Annotated in this window: 14 protein-coding genes; 6 read left to right on the forward strand and 8 right to left on the reverse strand. The window is 65.8% G+C overall.

The genetic code is table 11. The annotated features are described in order from the left end of the window. Nucleotides 1-141 precede the first annotated feature (141 nt). From FJ424_RS20115 to FJ424_RS20135, 5 genes are read left to right on the forward strand one after another with little or no spacing between them, the layout of a single operon-like run. Complete coding sequence (locus FJ424_RS20115) at nucleotides 142-1,128, forward strand: ABC transporter permease (protein WP_140654385.1); 987 nt, start codon at nucleotides 142-144, stop codon at nucleotides 1,126-1,128. Then, on the forward strand, nucleotides 1,125-1,955 hold the full coding sequence (locus FJ424_RS20120; RefSeq protein ID WP_140654384.1) for an ABC transporter permease: 831 nt from the start codon (nucleotides 1,125-1,127) through the stop codon (nucleotides 1,953-1,955). The genes FJ424_RS20115 and FJ424_RS20120 overlap by 4 nt, the downstream gene beginning before the upstream one ends. Then, nucleotides 1,952-2,959: an ABC transporter ATP-binding protein gene (locus FJ424_RS20125; RefSeq protein ID WP_181182054.1), complete on the forward strand. Its 1,008-nt coding sequence runs from the start codon at nucleotides 1,952-1,954 to the stop codon at nucleotides 2,957-2,959. Before FJ424_RS20120 ends, FJ424_RS20125 begins: the two co-directional genes overlap by 4 nt. Then, nucleotides 2,956-3,741: an ATP-binding cassette domain-containing protein gene (locus FJ424_RS20130; protein WP_140654382.1), complete on the forward strand. Its 786-nt coding sequence runs from the start codon at nucleotides 2,956-2,958 to the stop codon at nucleotides 3,739-3,741. Before FJ424_RS20125 ends, FJ424_RS20130 begins: the two co-directional genes overlap by 4 nt. Then, on the forward strand, nucleotides 3,738-4,244 hold the full coding sequence (locus tag FJ424_RS20135; protein WP_140654380.1) for an L-2-amino-thiazoline-4-carboxylic acid hydrolase: 507 nt from the start codon (nucleotides 3,738-3,740) through the stop codon (nucleotides 4,242-4,244). The genes FJ424_RS20130 and FJ424_RS20135 overlap by 4 nt, the downstream gene beginning before the upstream one ends. Before the next feature lie 111 nt (nucleotides 4,245-4,355). Here the strand turns inward: FJ424_RS20135 and FJ424_RS20140 are convergent, their stop codons facing one another. From FJ424_RS20140 to FJ424_RS20175, 8 genes are all read right to left on the reverse strand, one after another. Further along, nucleotides 4,356-5,144 (reverse strand): DeoR/GlpR family DNA-binding transcription regulator, encoded by a 789-nt coding sequence (locus FJ424_RS20140; protein ID WP_226892118.1) that lies wholly within the window; start codon nucleotides 5,142-5,144, stop codon nucleotides 4,356-4,358. A gap of 65 nt (nucleotides 5,145-5,209) precedes the next feature. Beyond that, entirely contained in the window at nucleotides 5,210-6,508 is a 1,299-nt protein-coding gene (locus FJ424_RS20145; RefSeq protein ID WP_140654378.1) for an FAD-binding oxidoreductase, read from the reverse strand. Between the two features lie 2 nt (nucleotides 6,509-6,510). After that, nucleotides 6,511-7,881 (reverse strand): glutamine synthetase family protein, encoded by a 1,371-nt coding sequence (locus FJ424_RS20150; RefSeq protein WP_140654376.1) that lies wholly within the window; start codon nucleotides 7,879-7,881, stop codon nucleotides 6,511-6,513. A gap of 384 nt (nucleotides 7,882-8,265) precedes the next feature. Further along, a complete protein-coding gene (locus tag FJ424_RS20155; protein ID WP_140654375.1) occupies nucleotides 8,266-9,027 on the reverse strand; it encodes a glucose 1-dehydrogenase in 762 nt (253 codons plus the stop codon). Between the two features lie 11 nt (nucleotides 9,028-9,038). Next, nucleotides 9,039-9,851 carry an ABC transporter permease gene (locus FJ424_RS20160; RefSeq protein WP_140654373.1) on the reverse strand — a complete coding sequence of 271 codons (813 nt, stop codon included), beginning with the start codon at nucleotides 9,849-9,851 and terminating at the stop codon, nucleotides 9,039-9,041. Next, complete coding sequence (locus tag FJ424_RS20165; RefSeq protein ID WP_181182053.1) at nucleotides 9,851-10,744, reverse strand: ABC transporter permease; 894 nt, start codon at nucleotides 10,742-10,744, stop codon at nucleotides 9,851-9,853. The genes FJ424_RS20160 and FJ424_RS20165 overlap by 1 nt, the downstream gene beginning before the upstream one ends. Nucleotides 10,745-10,791: 47 nt before the next feature. Next, nucleotides 10,792-11,955 (reverse strand): spermidine/putrescine ABC transporter substrate-binding protein, encoded by a 1,164-nt coding sequence (locus FJ424_RS20170; RefSeq protein ID WP_140654369.1) that lies wholly within the window; start codon nucleotides 11,953-11,955, stop codon nucleotides 10,792-10,794. Continuing rightward, on the reverse strand, nucleotides 11,936-13,072 hold the full coding sequence (locus tag FJ424_RS20175; protein WP_140654367.1) for an ABC transporter ATP-binding protein: 1,137 nt from the start codon (nucleotides 13,070-13,072) through the stop codon (nucleotides 11,936-11,938). The genes FJ424_RS20170 and FJ424_RS20175 overlap by 20 nt, the downstream gene beginning before the upstream one ends. 118 nt (nucleotides 13,073-13,190) lie before the next feature. On the opposite strand from FJ424_RS20175, the gene FJ424_RS20180 reads away from it, so the two are divergent. Beyond that, nucleotides 13,191-14,003, forward strand: coding sequence for a LuxR C-terminal-related transcriptional regulator (locus tag FJ424_RS20180; protein WP_226892117.1), 813 nt, complete (start codon nucleotides 13,191-13,193; stop codon nucleotides 14,001-14,003). Nucleotides 14,004-14,125: the final 122 nt, after the last annotated feature.

Consider the following 14,125-nt stretch of genomic DNA (forward strand, 5'->3'; position numbering starts at 1 on the left):
TTCCGCAAAGTTGGAGATTGGCGAAGCCGTTGATGACAGCCAATCTCCCCCCTTGCGGGGGAGATGTCCGGCAGGACAGAGGGGGGTGCCTGGGCTCGGCATTTCTTATAGCGAGCCTTTCTCCAAACCTTCGAGACGCGCGTGACGCGCGCTCTCACGCTTCTCCGCCGCCGTCTCGTCGGCAGCGTCTTCGTGCTGCTGATCGTCGTCATCGGCAGCTTCCTGCTGCTCGAAGCCGCCCCCGGCGACGCGGTCGACGCCTATATCGTCTCGACCGGTGGCGATGCCGGCATGATCGAATTGCTGCGGCACCGCTGGGGCCTGGACCAGTCGGAACTGACGCGGCTAGCCAACTACCTCTGGGCGCTGCTGCATCTCGACCTTGGTCAGTCCGTCACCTTCTCGCGGCCGATCCGCGATGTCATCCTCGAGCGCCTGCCGACCACGCTGGTCTTGATGGGCAGCGCGACCGCGCTTTCCTTCGGTCTGGGCTCGGCGCTTGGCATCTATGCCGGTGCCCGGCCCGGCAGCTTTCGCGACCGCTTCCTGTCGATCGGCTCGCTGGCGCTCTATGCCGTGCCCGGCTTCTGGCTCGGTCTTGTGCTCATCGTCGTCTTCGCCGTCGACCTGCGCTGGCTGCCGATCGGCGGCATCGAGACCATCGCCTCCGGCAAGACCGGACTGGCGCGGGCCGCCGACATCGCCACCCATCTCGTGCTGCCGGTCTCGGCGCTCGGCTTCATCTATCTGGCGCTCTATCTGCGCATGATGCGCGCCGGCATGGCCGAGGCATGGCGGCAGGATTTCGTGCTTGCCGCTCGTGCGCGAGGCCTGTCGCGTCGCCGCATCGTGCTTGCCCATGTCGCCCGCAACGCATTGCTGCCCCTGGTCACCATGCTCGGCCTGCAATCGGCACAGATGCTCGGCGGCAGCGTCGTCATCGAAAGCGTCTTTGCCGTGCCGGGCCTCGGCCGCCTGGCGCAGGAAGCCGTCGCCGGGCGCGACACGCCGCTGCTGCTCGGCATCATCCTGGTCAGCGCCGTCCTCGTCATCGTCATCAATCTCCTGGTCGACCTCGCCTACGCTTTCCTCGATCCGCGCGTCGGCGCCGGCGAGGCGGGCGCATGAACCGGCTGCGTCGTTTCTTGCGCACGCCGGAAGCAATCGCCGGCGCAATCATCCTGGCCCTGCTCATCGTGATGGCGTTGGCGGCGCCGCTGCTGTTTCCCGGCGACCCGCAGGCGATCGCCGGGCAGGCGCTGCTGCCGCCGTTCCAGGACTGGTCGCTGCCGCTCGGCACCGACCGGCTCGGCCGCGACGTGCTGGCCGAGCTGTTCCATGGCGCCCGCACCTCGCTGGCGGTCGGCCTGGCGGCGGCCGCCGCGGCGCTCCTGATCGGCGCGGTGATCGGCACTTTGGCCGGCTTTGCCGGCGGCCTGATCGACGAAATGCTGATGCGCGTCACCGACGCCTTCCAGACCGTGCCGAGCTTCCTGCTGGCGCTCGCCTTCGTCAGCATTGTCGGCCCCTCGCTCGGCGTCGTCGTCGCGGCGATCGCGCTCGGCGCCTGGACCGGACCGGCGCGGGTGGCACGCGCGGAAGTCCTGTCGATCCGCGAGCGCGACTATGTCGCCGGCGCCCGCGTCATCGGCATGCATCCGCTCGAAATCGCCTTTCGCGAAGTGCTGCCCAATGCCCTGCCGCCGGTGCTGGCGCTGTCCTCGGTGATCGTCGCGGCAGCGATCCTCACCGAAGCGGCGCTCTCCTTCCTCGGCCTCGGCGACCCCAACCGCGTCACCTGGGGCGGCATGATCGCCGAGGGCCGCACGGTGCTGCGAACCGCGCCGTTTTTGTCGATCGTTCCCGGCGTGGCGCTCGTGCTGACGGTGCTCGGTGTCTACCTCGCCGGCGAAGGCGTGGTGGAAAGCACCGCCGTGCGCAGGAGCCTGTCGTGACCGCGCTGCTTTCGATACGCGATCTGGTGGTTGGTTACCGACGCGATGGTGTTGAGGTGGCAGCGTTGAAAGGCGTCAGCCTGGAGATCGCCGCCGGAGAGCGCCTGGCGATCATCGGCGAAAGCGGGTCCGGCAAGAGCACGCTGGCGCTGGCGATTGCGGGATTGCTGCCGAGGTCGGCCAAGATCGAAGGTTCGATTGAGTGGCAGAAACCTCGATCGTCCCGTTCCTTCGCGCCCCCCTCTGTCCTGCCGGACATCTCCCCCACAAGGGGGGAGGTCAGCAGTTCCGTCGCCGGCTCTCCTTTTGCAACGCCGGCCATTGGCGAAAGCAGACGCGACAGTTCAATCTCCCCCCTTGTGGGGGAGATGTCCGGCAGGACAGAGGGGGGCGCGACAGAACGCGACCTATCCACGATTGGCGAAAACCAGGCACCCCGCCTCGGCCGTGACATCGGCTTCGTCTTCCAGGACCCCTCCTCAAGCCTCGATCCGGTGATGCCGGTCGGCAGACAAATCGCCGAAGTCGCCCACTCCCACCTTAACCTGAACTGGCCGCAGGCCCTCGCAAAGGCCAAAACCCTCCTCGAACGCGTCCGTCTCCCCGATCCGGACTCGGCCCTCCACGCCTATCCCCACCAGCTCTCCGGCGGCCAGAAGCAGCGCGTTGCCATCGCCGCCGCCATCGCTGCCGGACCCAAGCTCTTGATCGCCGACGAAGCCACTAGCGCGCTCGATACCATCGTCCAGGCCGAGATTGTCGCCCTGATCCGCAGGCTGGTGGCCGAGGACGGCATGACGCTGCTTTTCATCAGCCACGACATGGCGCTCGCCGCCTCGCTTGCCGATCGTATCGCGGTACTGCGCCACGGCGAACCGATCGAGCTCGGCGAGACGGACCAGATCATCAACGCGCCGCGCCATGCCTATACACGGTCCCTGCTCGATGCCCATCTCGGCCTCGACGCCAAGCCTTTGCTCGGCCGGCAAGGCGCCTCGTCATGAGCGTGCTTGCCGTCTCCAGTCTCGCCAAGCGCTACCATCGTGGCGGCAGGCCTTTCGCGGCGGTCGACGACGTGTCCTTCAAGATCGAGGCGGCCGAAACGCTGGCGCTGGCAGGTCCCTCCGGCAGCGGCAAATCCACCATCGCGCGGCTGGTGCTGCGTCTGATCGAGCCCGATGCCGGCCGCATCGACTTCGAAGGCCTGGATTTCCTCGCGCTGTCGGGCGCCGCGCTGCGCGCGCGCCGCGCTCGCCTGCAAATGGTGTTCCAGGATCCGCTCGCCGCCTTCAATCCGCGCGCCATGGTGGCGCGCGTGCTGGACGATCCCTTGCGCGTTCACAACATCGCCTCGCGCGCGGAACGCCCGCGCCGGATCGCGGCGCTGCTCGAGCGCGTCGGCCTCGATTCAGGCCTTGCCCAACGCGCCATCCACGAGATTTCCGGCGGCCAGCGCCAGCGCGTGGCGATCGCCCGCGCCATCGCCACGCGGCCGTCGCTGATCGTGCTTGACGAGGCGGTGTCGGCGCTCGACGTATCGGTGCGCGGGCAGATCCTGGAACTGCTGCTCGACCTGCAAAGACAGGAACGGATCGCCTATCTGTTCATTTCCCATGACCTCGGCGTCATCCGTGCCGTGGCGCACCGCGTCATCATCCTCGATGCCGGCAGGGTCGCCGAGAGCGGCGATGCCCGCGCCGTCATCGCCAACCCGCAATCGGCGATCGGCAAGGCGCTGGTGGCGGCGACGCCGAAGCTTGTAAGAACCAATCAGGACTCACCATGACCGATCTCGAATCCGCCAGAGCCGAAAAGTTGTCGGGCGAGCTCGACTCCGCCTTCCGCAACCGCGCCGACCTCTACCGCCTTTTCCTCGACGAACTGACCGCCGAGCTCGGCGCCGAGAGGGCCGAGGCGGTGATGATCCGCAGCATCGAGAAGCGCGGCCGGGAGGTCGCGGCGGCGGCCTTCGCCGGCTTCGGCCCCAATGACGCGCCGGCGATCGGCGAAGCGTTTCTCGCCGTCAGCCCGGATGGCGGGCGCATGTATCCCACCGATGTCGAGCGAGGGCAGGACCACATTGCCTTCAAGGTGAAGCGCTGCCCGCTGAAGGATGCCTGGGTCGAGGCCGGCGTCGGCGAGGAGAAACTCGCCACGCTCTGCCGCATCGCCGGCGCCTTCGACCGCGGCCTGTTCGAGGCGACCGGCGTGCGCTTCGCCAATGTCACCTGGACACCGGGCCATGGCCCCGGCTGCTGCCACATCGCGCTGACCAATCGAGACGCTTAGCCACGAAATTAAAGCATGTCTCCCGAAAGTGGGAACCGGTTTCGGAACAAAGACATGCGTAAAATCAAAGCCCTAGGCGCACGGAGCGGATCTGAAAGATCGCGACGCGCTTTAGCTCTCGGCAAAGACGTGCAGCTCGCCGCCTGCCTCGTCGATCGCGGCGCGCAGTGCCGCCGTCGGCTCGCTGTCGGTGACGACGTCGGAAATCTCGCTCAGCGCGCAGACGCGTTCGAGGCCGCTGCGGCCGAACTTGTCGTTGGTGACGACCAGCATCGTCGACAACGATCGTCCTATCATCGCGCGCTTCACCGCCGCGGCGCCCGAAATCATGTCGCTCGGGCCTTCGGCATTCAGCGCCGAGGCGCCGATGATGGCGACGTCGGCATTGTAGCGGTGCACGAATTCGACCGTGTCCTCGCCGAGCACCGCGGCCTCGCGGCTGTCATAGGTGCCTGGGCAAAGGATGACGCGAAAGGTCGGATTGGCGCCGGCCACCGAGGCGGCGCCGACGGAGTTGGTGATGATCGTCAGATCCCTGCCGAGCTGCGACAGGCTGCGCGCGACCTCGTAGGTGGTCGATCCGCCATCGATCATCACGATGCGGCCTCGCTCGATCAGTCCGGCGGCGCCGCGTCCGACGCGAGCCCGCTCCTCGACCATGGTAAGGCCGCGTTCGGCGATCACCGGTTCCGACGTCACCAGCGAAATGGTGGCGCCGCCATAGGTGCGGTTGATGAGCCCCGCCTCGCCGAGCTCGATCAGGTCGCGGCGGATGGTTTCGCCGGCGACGCCGATCCGGCGCGCAAGCTTCGAGATGCGGATCGAGGCCGAGCGCCGCACCTCCGACAGGATCAGCTCATGTCGCTCTTTCTTCGTCAGCCGGCCCGGCTCGATATTCATCGCCCTTCCCTCTCAAGGCCCCCGGCGCGGAGACATTAGCCACGCCGGGGACAGGAAAGCCAGCGTCAGTGTCTGAGCCGATCGCGCATCGCATACCACAGCATGCCGAGCACATAGAGCGGACCGCGCAGCGCCGTGCCGCCCGGGAACGGCAGCGGCGTCAGCGTCGAGAACAGATCGAGCCGCGAGGCATCGCCCGTGATCGCTTCCGCCAGAAGCTTGCCCGACAGCGTCGACAGGATGACGCCCTTGCCGGAATAGCCATGCGCGAAATAGACCTCGCCATAATGCCCGACATGCGGCAGGCGCGACGTCGTCACCGACACCAGACCGCCCCAGGCATGATCGATGCGGCAGCCCTGGAGCTGCGGAAAGGTCTTTTCCATATGCGGCCGCACGAAGCCGGCGATGTCGGCCGGCGGCGACGGCGTGTAGCGCTCGCCACCGCCGAACAGCAGGCGGCCGTCCGCCGACATGCGGTAGTAGTTGACGACGAACAGCGTGTCCGAGACCGCGACATTCGCCGGGATGACATCGCGCTCGCCCAAAGGCTCGGTGGCGACGATATAGTTGCCGACCGGCATGATGCGGCTGTTGACGCGCGGCTCCAATCCCTTGAGCAGCGCATCGCCGGCCAGCACCACATGCCTGGCGCGGACCGAACCCTTGTCGGTGAGCACCCGGATCGACGGCTCCCGCTCCAGCCGGACGGCAACCGAGTTCTCGTGGATGACGACACCGGCGGCGGACGCGGCGCGGGCAAGCCCCAGCGTGTAGTTCAGCGGATGCATATGGCCGCCGAGCCTTTCGTAGACCGCGCCCTGATAGGGCGTATCCACCATCTGACGCGCCTGCGAAGCCGACAGGATCTCGACATCGGTGAACTTCATCACCTTGGCGAGGCATTCGGCCTCTTGCTCGAAGTCGCGCACATCCGAAGCGCTGACGGCGCCGACCAGATGGCCGGTCTGGCGCAGATCGCAGTCGATGCCGTGACGCTCGATGATGTCGAGCACCAGCCCGCGCGCCTCGAAGGCGAGGTCGAACAGCGCCTTTGCCCGTTCCGGCCCAAAGCTCTTGACCAGGCCCCTGGCGCCCTTGCGCAGGCCCGGGATCATCTGGCCGCCATTGCGACCCGAGGCGCCCCAGCCGATCTTGCCGCCTTCGAGCAGCACCACTTTAAGACCACGCTCGGCCGCATGCAGCGCCGCCGAAAGGCCGGTGCAGCCGCCGCCGACCACTACCAGATCGGCCTCGACATCGCCGGCAAGTGCGGGATGGTCGGGCGCCGGATGGGCGGTGGCGACATAATAGGACTTGCCGATATCGAGACCGGAATTGAAACCTGTCGAACGCGAAGCCATGGTCACACCTTGAGCAACAGATGGTCGCGTTCCCAGGACGTCACGACGCTCTGGAACAGGTCGAGCTCGACGCTCTTCACGCGCAGATAGGTCTGGAAGAAATCCTCGCCGAGCAGCGCCCGCACGGGCTCGCAGGCCGCGAAGCGGTCGAGCGCCTCCTCCATCGTCTTTGGCAGTGTGCTCTTGCTTTTATAGGCATTGCCAAAGGCCTCTTCCGAGCGCGTAAGCTTCTCCTCGATGCCGAGATAGCCGGCGATCAGCGAGCCGGCCATGGCAAGGTAGGGATTGGCGTCCGCCCCCGGCAGCCGGTTTTCGATCCGCCGCGCGGCGCGCCCGCCCATCGGCACGCGCAGACCGCAGGAGCGGTTGTCGTGCGACCATTCGATGTTGGCGGGAGCGCTGTGGTTCGGCCGGATGCGCCGGTAGGAGTTCACGTTGGGCGCGAACAGCGGCATGATTTCGGGGATGTATTTCTGCAGGCCGCCGATGAACTGCGCGAACATCCCGGTGTCCTCGCCGTCTTCGCCAGCGAACAAGGGCTCGCCCGCTTCGTCGACGATCGACATGTGCAGATGCATCGAGCTGCCGGCCTGCGCGGCGATCGGCTTGGCCATGAAGGTGGCGTGCATGCCATTCGCCTGCGCCGCCTGGCGCGCCAGGCGTTTGAACAACAGCACCTTGTCGGCAAGCACCAGCGGATCGCCATGCAGGAGATTGATCTCGAGCTGCGCCGTGCCGGATTCGTGGATCAGCGTGTCGAGCGGCAGACCTGTGACGGCGGCATGTTCGTAGATCCGTCGCGTCACTGCTTCGAACTCCTCCATCGCCTGCATGTCGTAAGGGTGCTGCACGCTTTCCGGCCGACCGTTGCGCCCGGTCGGCGCGGTGATCGGGCGATCCGGATCGGGGTTCGGCGCCGTGAGATAGAATTCGAGCTCCGGCGCCATCAGCGCGCGCCAGCCACGCCGGCGGTAAAGGTCGAGCACGGACCTCAGCACATGGCGCGGCGAGGCCATCCACGGCCGGTCGTCCATATGGAAGGTGTCGGCAAAGACATAGGCCTTTCCAGCGCTGCCGGGCGCGACGCACAGCGTGGAAGTGTCCGGCACCATGCGCATGTCGGGGTCCGAATAGGCAAAGCCCTCGTCGATGGAGCCGGAATAGCGGCCGTCGATGGCGACCAGGAAGGCGCTGCTCGGCAGATAGAGCGCGCGGTCCTCGAGCGACTTGAGGAATTTGGCGACCGGCAAGGTCTTGCCGCGCAGCACGCCGTTGACGTCGGGCACGAAGCATTCGACTTCGTTGATCGCGTGCGTCTTCAGCCAGCCTTGCGTGTCCGCGCCGGGGAATGAGGTGTTCAGATTGTCAGGCATTGGTCATGTCCGTACGAAGGAGATCGCTTCGGCGGGCATGTCCGTTCCGGGTAGGGCGTTATCTAAGCTGCGTTATCCGAGAACGGACGCCCGCCTGATGACCGGCCGAAAGGCCGGGTGCGGAGCGCCCTGTACACCTTCCGTCCAGCCGTCGCGGACGACATGCGAGCCGACCTTGGTCTCCTTCGCGCGCTGCAGGTTCTCGTGACGGCAGCAGCGCATGATCAGCGATACCCCGAGCGCGCAAACGAAATACCGCAGGCAAAAATCGGATGCCTTTCGCGGTATTGCTGTTTTGCAACTTGCATGACGGGTCTCACTAAAGGTGGAATTATGGTTTGACCGATCATCGTCGCCGGCGCAAGCCCGCTTTGCTGGACCAGATCAGCCGATGCTCTCGCCGCCATCGACGACCAGCGCCTGCCCGGTCATGAAAGACGAGCGGTCGGAGACGAGGAACAGGATCGCTTCGGCGATCTCCTCCGCGTTCGCCCAGCGCCCCATCGGGATCTTGGTGCGGACATAGTTTTCGATCGCGTCGCGGCCGCCCATCTGGGCGATGAACGGCTCGTTGAACGGCGTGTCGACCCAGCCCGGGCAGAGCGCGTTGATGCGCACATTGTGCCTGGCGTAGTCGAGCGACATCTGCCTGGTCATCGCCACCACGGCGTGCTTTGACGTGGCATAGGCGATCATCTCGCGGTCGTAGAAGACACCGGAATTGGACGCCGTGTTGAGGATGACGCCGCCACCTTGGGCAATCATCGCCGGCATGACGGTCTTCGCCGCCAGGAATTGTGCCCGCACATTGATGCGCCATGAGGCGTCCATGCCGTCGGTGCCGACTTCCGTCAGCGTGCCGCCGACCTGGATGCCGGCATGGCTGTGCAGGATATCGATCCGGCCATGCTTGCCGAGCGTTCCCCGGATGAGTTCTTCGACGGCCGTGTCGTTGCCGACATCGGTGGCGACAGCCTCGGCGCGGCCGCCGGCGTCGCGGATGCCGGAGGCGGTGGCTTCGCCCGCCGCCGGATCGCGGTCCGCGATCACCACGAGCGCCCCTTCCCTGGCCATGATCATCGCCCCGGCGCGCCCGATGCCCGACCCCGCGCCCGTCACCACGGCGATACGGTCTTTCAAGATCATGGATTGGTCTTTCAAGGCGATGGCTTTCGACGGCCAAGCTGCCATTGCGCAAGCAGTACGAGCAGGACGGATGCGCAGAGCACGATCGTCGCGATGGCGTTGATCTCCGGCGTCACGCCGCGCCGGATCGAGGCGAAGACATAGATCGGCAGCGTCGTCTGCGCGCCGGCGACGAAGAAGGCGATGATGAAGTCGTCGAAGGAGAAGGTGAAGGCGAGCAGGAAGCCGGCGATCACCGCCGGCATGATCTGCGGGAGCACGATCGATCGGAACGTCGTCAGCGGCGTGGCATAGAGATCGCTCGAGGCCTCGACCAGATTGCGGTCGAGGCTGCTGAGCCGCGTGCCGACGATCATCGTCACCAGCGCCATCGAGAACAATCCGTGCGCGGCGATGATCGAGCCGTAGCCGAGCGAGAGCCGCGGCGGCTGGTCGGTCGGCCACAGCGAAGCGAGGAACGGATTGAGGACGGCGAAGAGCTGCACCAGCGCCACCAGCGTCGAGATGCCGATGACGACGCCCGGAACGACGATCGCGGCGCCCAGCAGCGCGTCGAACAGCGCCCGCGTCCGCGCGCCGACGCGCTGCAGCCCGAGCGCCGCAGCCGTGCCGCAGAAGGCCGCGAGCAGCGCGCTCGTCGTGGCGATGAACAGGCTGTTCTTCAGCGCTTCGACCAGGAAGGGATTGGACAGCGCCTTGCCGTACCATTGCACCGAGAAGCCAGTGAACTCGCTGGCATGATGCCCGGCATTGAAGGAGAACAGCACGACCAGCGCGATCGGCAGATAGAGGAAGGCAAAGACGGCAAAGACGAAGGCACGCATTAGATCAGGTCCACCCGGCGTGCGCCCGAGAGCCGGGTCGAGATGCGATTGGCGACGATCAGCACCACGACCGAGACCAGCACCAGCGTGATGGCGATGGCCGATCCGAACGGCCAGTTGCGCGATTGCAGGAAGAGATCGACCAGCGCGTTGCCGATGAAAAACACCTTGCCGCCGCCGAGCAGCGTCGGGATCAGGTACTCACCGAGCAGCAGGATCATCACCAGCGAGAAGCCGGTCATGACGCCGGGCAGCGACAGCCTCAGCGTCACACCGAGGAAAGTCGACAGCGGTGTCGCACCCAGATCGGCGGAAGCCTCCAGCAGCCGGCGGTCGAGCCGCTCCAGGCTGACATAGATCGGCAGGATCATCAGCGGCAAATAGCCGTAGACGATGCCGAGCAGAACCGCGCCCGGCGTGTTGATCAGCCTCAGATCCTCGATGCCGACATAGGCGAGCAAAGCCGGGATGCCGCGCCCGCCAAGAATGTACATCCAGGCATAGGTGCGCATCAGAAGGCTGGTCCAGAACGGGATGACGATCAGCGCAAGCAGGATCAGCCGCCAGCGCTGCGGCGCGCGCAGCGCAAGGTAATAGGCGACCGGATAGGCGACGAGCAGGCAGGCAAGCGCGCCGGCCGGCGCCAGTACCATCGTGTTCCAGAAGGCGGTTGCCCGTGCCGGCAGGTTGGCGTATTGCGCGAAGGTCAGCGCGGCCTGGTAGCCGCCCTCCGGCGCCCGCTCGCCGACGCTGAAGATGGCGATGGCGACGAACGGCAGCACCAGGAAGACGACCAGCCACAGCGCCGCCGGAGCAAGCAGCAGCGCCGTCATGAGGTTTTTGCGAAAGAGACTGCCGCGCATCGATAAAGCCGGTTGGGAGCCGGCGGACATTCGTCCGCCGGTCGCATTGTCTGGTTCGGGTTTGTGGCCGTTCCCGCTCAAGCCGACTTGAAGCGCGCCATCAGCTCGGCGCGGCCCGGATCGGTGAGCGTTGCGGCGGCGCCGAACTCCAGTGGCTTCAACAGGTCGGCGGCCGGATAGAGGATGGGATTGTCCAGCACTTCCTTCGGCAGCAGCGCGTTGACGCGCGCGTCGGTCGAGGGCGCACCATTGGCCAGATGCTCCTTCACCGCGACCTTCGGGTTCATCAGGTAGTTGAGCAGCGCGTAGCCGGCCGGCTTGTTCGGCGCATCCTTCGGAATCGCGTAGAAATCGGTCCAGATCTCGCCGCCTTCCTTGCCGAGCACATAGGCGATTTCGGGGATGTCGCGATGGAGTTGCGCCCCGTCATTGGTCCAGCACATCGTCATCCAGGCATCGCCGGCGCGCATTCCCGGCTGATAGTCGCTCGATACCGCGAACAGGTGCGGCTTGACCTTGAGCAGCAGTTCCTCCGCCTTGGCGAGCTCGTCCTGCTTCAGCGAATTGAAGGAGTAGCCGTAATATTTCAGCGCATTGCCGATCGTGGTCAGCTGATAGTCGTGCACCATCGTGCGGCCGTCGCCTTCGGCCATCGCCGTGTCCCAGAATTCCTTCCAGCTCGACATCGGCTTGGTGAGCTTCTTGGTGTTCACGGCAAAACCGGTCGTGCCCCAGTTCTTCGGCACAGCGTAGGTCGTCCCGTCGATCGTGCCCTCGGCGGTGAAGCGTGCATCTTCCGACTTGCCATCGAAATTGCCGAGCTTGGCCATGTCGAGGGCTTCGATGATGCCGAGCTTCTTGTAGGTCGAGATGGTGTAGTTGGTCGGCACGAACAGGCTCCAGCCCGAGCCGCCGGCCTGCAGCTTGGCCAGCATCTCCTCATTGGAGCCGAAGACGTTGACCTCGACGGCGACGCCCGTATCGGCCTTGAAATTCTCGAAGGTCTGCGGGTCGTGGTAGTTCGGCCAGGTGGCGATCGACATGCGGTCGCCGAGGTTCTCAGCGGCAAAGGCTGGCGTCGGCATGATGCCGAGCTCGCGCGCCATCACCGCGGTCGCGACGCCGAGGCCGGTGAGGCCGAGGAAATCGCGCCGGCTGATCGAGCCGCGCTTCAGGCGCATCAACTGGTCGACGAATTTATCGGGGCTTATCGGCAGTCTGTCACGATAGGATTTCGGCATGTTGGTCTTCCCTCTGGTTGGTCCCGTTGTTCTTGGGTCCCGGAAACGCCAGCGGCGTTCCGGCGGCAAAGCCGATGGCGACGGGTTCGCCCGGCTTGAAGAGATTGCCCTGGCCGATCACGTGATCGGCCTTGGCGAGCAGCGATCCGATACCCTGGACCTCGATCGCGTATTCCGCCGTCGAACCCAGGAAGATGCGGTTGCGGACGATGCCTTTCAGGCTGCCGCCTCCGGGCGCTGAGAGGCTGAGCGATTCCGGCCGCAGGCTGACGGATACGGCCTCGCCGCGGCTGAGCGGCACCCGCTTGCGCGCCGAAATCACAGTGCCGTCGGCAAGCGTGACATCGACGAAATCGCCGGAGAGCCCGGCCACCTTGCCGCTGACGAGATTGGTCTTGCCGACGAAATCCGCCACGAACAGGTCGGCCGGCTCGTCATAGATTTCGCTTGGCTGTCCGATCTGGACGACGCGGCCGCCATTCATGACGCAGACGAAGTCGCTCATCGACAGCGCTTCCTCCTGGTCGTGGGTGACCAGCACGAAAGTGATGCCGATCTCGCGCTGCAGGTTCTGCAGCTCGATCTGCATGTCGGTGCGCAGCTTCTTGTCGAGCGCCGCCAGCGGCTCGTCGAGGAGCAGCACCGCCGGCTTGTTGACCAGGGCGCGGGCGAGCGCCACGCGCTGCTGCTGGCCGCCGGAAAGCTCGTGGATCTTGCGGCGTCCGTAGCCGGCGAGCTGCACCATGGCCAGCGCCTCGCCGGCCCTCGAGGAGATATCGCGCGACGACAGCCTGGGTCTCGCCTGGCGCAGCCCGTAGGAGATGTTCTCCTCGACATCGAGATGCGGGAACAGCGCATATTGCTGGAACACCATGTTGACCGGCCGCCGGTAGGGCGGCGTGCCGGCCATGTCGCGGCCGCGGATCAGCACCTGGCCTTCGCTCGGCTGCTCGAAGCCGCCGATCATGCGAAGGCAGGTCGTCTTGCCGCAGCCTGAGGGGCCGAGCAGCGCGACGAAGGCGGAAGGCGGGATGGCAAGGTCGATGCCGCTGACCGCGGTGACCGCGCCGTAGCGCTTGGTAACCGCGCGAAATTCGATATCGGGCACTGCAGTCAAGCCACGGGCTCCAGCGACAGCGTGAGGCAATGTCTTGACGCTAGCAGAGGCAATGCCGCCTAGTATATACCTCGCAGGTGGTATATTTAGCCGATTTTATCGTTTGGAGGGGTATGAGTTGGCCGCTTCCCGCAGTGACGACTACAACGCCTTGGCCACCGTCATCGCCGCGTCGCGCGAGACCGGCGGCGACCATTTCGGCAAGGCTATCGTCGGCTGGCTGCGCGGGCACGTCCGTTTCGACCACTGCGTGATCTTCGGCTATCGCGGCGCCGCGAGGCCGCCGCTCCTGTTCGAGACCTTCTCGCCGGCCGAAAGCCACATCTTCGTCGCGCTCTATCAGGAAGGACCCTATCTGCTCGACCCCTTCCATCACGCCGCCGTCGAGCGCAAGGAAGGCTTTTGGCGCATGCGCGAGCTTGCGCCCGACCGCTTCTATGCCAGCGAATATTACCGGTCCTATTACAGCCAGACCCGCCTTGCCGAGGAAGTCGGCTTCTTCGTGCCGCTGGCCGGCAAGGACGCGCTGGTGCTGTCGCTGATGCGGCTGCGCGCCACCGGGCCGTTCGGAACGGCGGATGCCAGGCTGCTGCGCGACATGGCGCCGGCGGTGATCGGCTTCTGCAGGCAGCACTGGCCGTCCCTGCCTGCCGAAGAGGTCTCGACCCAGCCCTCCGGCGAGACCATCGCAACGGCCAACGAACTCGATCGCGCGCATATCTGGAAGAGCCTGTCGCTGACCTCACGTGAAAAACAGGTCGTCGATCTGGTGCTTCAGGGCCATTCCACGGAATCGATCGCCAGGGCGCTCAGGATCGTGCCGGGGACCGTCAAGGTCCACCGCCGCAACATCTATCGCAAGCTCAAGATCAAGTCGCAGGCGGGTCTCTTCGCGCGCTTCGTCGAGATCATCGACGCGCGGATCGGATAGCAACGCCGGCCGCCCTTGCGGCGGTTCGCGTTGAGCGTCTATCGTGCGGCCGAAACGACCGGCCAGCTATCCCGGCGGCGGATCAGCTGACGAAACAGATCTCAGGACGGATGAAGTAACGC

The organism is Mesorhizobium sp. B3-1-8, from assembly GCF_006439495.1.
GTDB lineage: Bacteria > Pseudomonadota > Alphaproteobacteria > Rhizobiales > Rhizobiaceae > Mesorhizobium.

Coding starts and splice junctions, on each gene's coding strand:
- FJ424_RS20120 (WP_140654384.1), top strand. CDS start 1,125: ATGAACCGGCTGCGTCGTTTCTTGCGCACGCCGGAAGCAATCGCCGGC.
- FJ424_RS20130 (WP_140654382.1), top strand. CDS start 2,956: ATGAGCGTGCTTGCCGTCTCCAGTCTCGCCAAGCGCTACCATCGTGGC.
- FJ424_RS20170 (WP_140654369.1), bottom strand. CDS start 11,955: ATGCCGAAATCCTATCGTGACAGACTGCCGATAAGCCCCGATAAATTC.
- FJ424_RS20155 (WP_140654375.1), bottom strand. CDS start 9,027: ATGATCTTGAAAGACCGTATCGCCGTGGTGACGGGCGCGGGGTCGGGC.
- FJ424_RS20145 (WP_140654378.1), bottom strand. CDS start 6,508: ATGGCTTCGCGTTCGACAGGTTTCAATTCCGGTCTCGATATCGGCAAG.
- FJ424_RS20140 (WP_226892118.1), bottom strand. CDS start 5,144: ATGAATATCGAGCCGGGCCGGCTGACGAAGAAAGAGCGACATGAGCTG.
- FJ424_RS20160 (WP_140654373.1), bottom strand. CDS start 9,851: ATGCGTGCCTTCGTCTTTGCCGTCTTTGCCTTCCTCTATCTGCCGATC.
- FJ424_RS20150 (WP_140654376.1), bottom strand. CDS start 7,881: ATGCCTGACAATCTGAACACCTCATTCCCCGGCGCGGACACGCAAGGC.
- FJ424_RS20165 (WP_181182053.1), bottom strand. CDS start 10,744: ATGTCCGCCGGCTCCCAACCGGCTTTATCGATGCGCGGCAGTCTCTTT.
- FJ424_RS20135 (WP_140654380.1), top strand. CDS start 3,738: ATGACCGATCTCGAATCCGCCAGAGCCGAAAAGTTGTCGGGCGAGCTC.